This is a genomic window from Vicinamibacteria bacterium (genome assembly GCA_035620555.1).
Classification (GTDB): Bacteria; Acidobacteriota; Vicinamibacteria; order Marinacidobacterales; family SMYC01; genus DASPGQ01.
In genome coordinates, this window is sequence record DASPGQ010000803.1 from 1 (window position 1) to 3,190 (window position 3,190).

Below are 3,190 nucleotides of genomic sequence, written 5' to 3' on the forward strand. Positions count from 1 at the left end.
TCGGTGACTCGCCAGGAGGAGGCGAGCCAACCCCGCTCCTCCATCCGATAGAGCGCGGGATAGAGCGAACCTTCGTCGACGGAGAGAGCGTCCCCGGTGAGGTCTTCTATACGTCGGCCGATCCCGTAGCCGTTCATCGCCTCGCTCTCGAGGATACGGAGGACGAGGAGCTCGAGCGTGCCGTGAAGGAGCTCTGATTTCGTCTTCGCCACGTCGTATTACCTTAGATAGTCTAGGGTAGACTAGCGTCGCGATGGACGCCTGTCAAGCCGTGCGCGAACCTGTCGCTCTAGGCGACAATGGACACTACATTACGAATGCCTACTGCCGTATACCCGGCACGAGTAAACGATCGCGAGTTGTAACTTCCTCCCCGTCGCTTCAAATTTAACGCCGTGGCTCTTGCGAGCGGAACGCGTCTCGGGCCGTATGAGGTTGGGCGCTCCCATCGGCGCCGGAAGGAGGGGCGAGCTCTATCGGGCGCGCGATACGAAGCTCGATCGGGACGTCGCGATCAAGGTGCTTCCGGGTCTCGAGGAGTCGAACGGTGTCCGCGACGAATCACGCCGTTGTATCTCGCCACGGGCGTGGTTATGATGCTGGGCAGCGAACGCGCTCAGCGGCCAGTCCGCTCACCTCCCCGAGCCGCGCATGTTCACAAGAACGCTCAGGAAAAGTGCCAAGGCGGCCAGCATCATTGCTCTGCTCTTTCTACTTAGGCTCATGGTTGGCACAGTGGTGGGAGCAGACCCGTTATCGCTATTCGCAAAGCATCTCATCCAGGTCGCTATCCTCTGGCCGGTTGTCTTCATTCTCGTCACTCCTCTGGTCTTCGTGCATGTCTACCTCACGACCGATACACGCTCCGAGAGTGAAGACATTAACGCCGCAGATGAGGAGGTCCTTGTCGACGAAGACGGGGACACCGTCGAGCCGGACGGACGACCGAGCTTTGATCTCTCCGATCCCGATGCCGTCGCTTACTGTCCCGCCTGCGGCGCTGGCTACGGACGTAACGCGGACCGCTGCGTAGAATGCGACATGGAGCTGTTGCCCCGGGCAGAGGTCGAAAAACGGGTAGCGAGAGACCAGCCGCAGAAAGAACTCGGGACGACCATTTCCTTGTGCACGCTTGCCAATGCGGAAGCGTGGCTCCTCGCAGCAGAGTTAAAGCAAGCTGGAATCCCGTTTTTCACGAAGGAGCACGGGATTCTAGGGATCAACTTCGCTGGAGTCAAGCTGCCGGCCGTCGAGTTCGTTGTCCCGATGGAGAAGGTTGAGGGCGCACGGAGAGTTTTGAGCGACATAGAAGAGCGCGAAGAGCTCCCTGTCGACGAAGACGATATCGTCGAGCCGAACGGACGACCGAGATTTGATCTCTCGGATCCCGACGCCGTGGCCTACTGTCCCGCCTGCGGCGCTGGCTACGGACACAACGGCGACCGCTGTGTGGACTGCGATATGGAGCTGCTGCCCAGGGCAGAGGTCGAAAAGTGGGTAGCGAGAGACGAGCGCTAGGGCTCTCGATGGTTCCTACCCTTAATAATGTCTCACACTTCCACCCTTCGACCGATACTGGTCACCGGCACGGTCAGTGACGAGCTCGCTCGTTGCTGGCTCCCGAGAGCTCCTCACGGAGCCTTTCTCGTTTCGATGAGCGAGTCGAGCGAAGCGCGGTCGAGCCACCGACCGCGGCGCACAACCCCCTCGATCTGAAGCGTGCGCGAAATATCTTCGAGCGGGTTGGCCCCGAGGAGCACCAGGTCTGCCGGACTCCCGACGGCGACGCGGCCGGTACCGTCGTCACGTTCGAGGTAGTCGGCCGGATAAAGCGTCGCACAGGCCAGCGCTTCGTAGGGCGTGAGGCCCGAAGCCACGAGCTCTCGCAGCTCCGCATGCAGCGACAGCCCCCAGGGCGAACGGTCGGTGCCGGCAAGAAGGCGAGCCCCTGCCTCCGCGAGACGACGTACGAGCTCGCGCTGCACCTCGAGACTTCTCTCGGCGGCTCGGAAATCCTCGTCCGAAAAATTACTCAGCCACGCAATCTGCGTGCGATCTCGGAGGACGCTCTTCCAATCGTCCTCGACGAAGGTGCCCTCGGGGCCTTCGAGGTAGGCGTCGATCTCGGCCGCGGGTTTGAAGATGAGCCCTGCCGTGAGCGTCGGCGTGTTCCAGATACCCGCGGCGCGCGTCTCTGCCGCGAGCGCCTTCATCCGCCCCGCGTCTGCGTAGTTCCACGCCAGCGTCCGGGAGCGCAGATCGGCGCCGGGCTGCTGAGGCGCTTCCGCGGGGACCAGCTCCCAAACATAACCGCGGAGGTGCTCGATGGATGCCTGTCCGTGCGCGATGACCCCTTCGAGGCCGACCTCGAACGGAACGTGGCCCGCGACCGGAATGCCGAGCCGCTTCGCCTCTTCGACGATGCCCCGGTACGCCTCGGCGGGAACGTTATTGTAGACCTTGGCGAAGTCGTATCCGGCTTCGTGCTGCTCGCGAACCGCCGCCGAGCCGTCTTCGAAAGTCGCGACCATCCGCCGTCCCTCGGTCGAGATGACCGACGCGAGCTCCGGCGGAGGCTCCCCTTCGATGATGGGGCCGGCCAGGACGAGCTCCGGCCCGAGAATCTCACCCGAGAGCACGAGCTCCCGCAGCTTCAGGTGCACCGGAGATCCGAACATGTCCCGAGCTCCCGTCACACCGTGAGCGACGAGCATCGCCAAATCGGATTCGTCATTCACGTGAACGTGCATGTCCCAAAGGCCCGGGATCAAAAAGCCCCCTCGGCCGTCAACCACTTGGGCACCTGCGGGAGCGGGGGCGACACCGACGCTCGGACGCGAGATCGCGGCGATCTCTCCACCTCGAACCACGACGCTCACGTCGCGAACGACGCGCTCGCCGTCCATCGGGATCACGTGAACGTTCTCGAGAACGAGAGTCTCGCGACTTTGACTCTGCGCTTCGACGCCGCCCACCATTCCATGAGCGAGTGATAGAGCCACGGCAAAGAGCACGAGGTGTCTAGCCAAACGATCTCTACTCCGTCATCGCACCACGGGACCGCGGTAGCGGTCGAGCCATTCGAGCGTCTCGCGGATCAGCTCGGCCCTCGTCAGAGGCAATGGCCCGCATCGATGTCGGCACGACTTTCGAGATAGTCGAGCGTCCTTCCGAGATTCTAAACCCATTT

The 3,190-nt window shown here is 62.5% G+C and carries 3 protein-coding genes; 1 reads left to right on the top strand and 2 read right to left on the bottom strand.

Annotated features, from left to right (window positions below; translation table 11 throughout):
- A partial coding sequence (locus VEK15_32210) for a helix-turn-helix transcriptional regulator (GenBank protein ID HXV65404.1) occupies positions 1 to 212 on the bottom strand: 212 nt, incomplete at its 3' end.
- Positions 213 to 651: 439 nt separating this feature from the next.
- Between VEK15_32210 and VEK15_32215 the strand changes: the two genes are divergently transcribed.
- Positions 652 to 1,518, top strand: a complete 867-nt coding sequence (locus tag VEK15_32215) for a hypothetical protein (protein HXV65405.1) — start codon at positions 652 to 654, stop codon at positions 1,516 to 1,518.
- A gap of 113 nt (positions 1,519 to 1,631) precedes the next feature.
- Here the strand turns inward: VEK15_32215 and VEK15_32220 are convergent, their stop codons facing one another.
- Entirely contained in the window at positions 1,632 to 3,029 is a 1,398-nt protein-coding gene (locus VEK15_32220) for an amidohydrolase family protein (GenBank protein ID HXV65406.1), read from the bottom strand.
- Positions 3,030 to 3,190: the final 161 nt, after the last annotated feature.

Bases quoted from the DNA above. Each gene is read 5' to 3' on its own strand.
- VEK15_32215 (HXV65405.1), top strand. From the start codon at position 652: ATGTTCACAAGAACGCTCAGGAAAAGTGCCAAGGCGGCCAGCATCATT.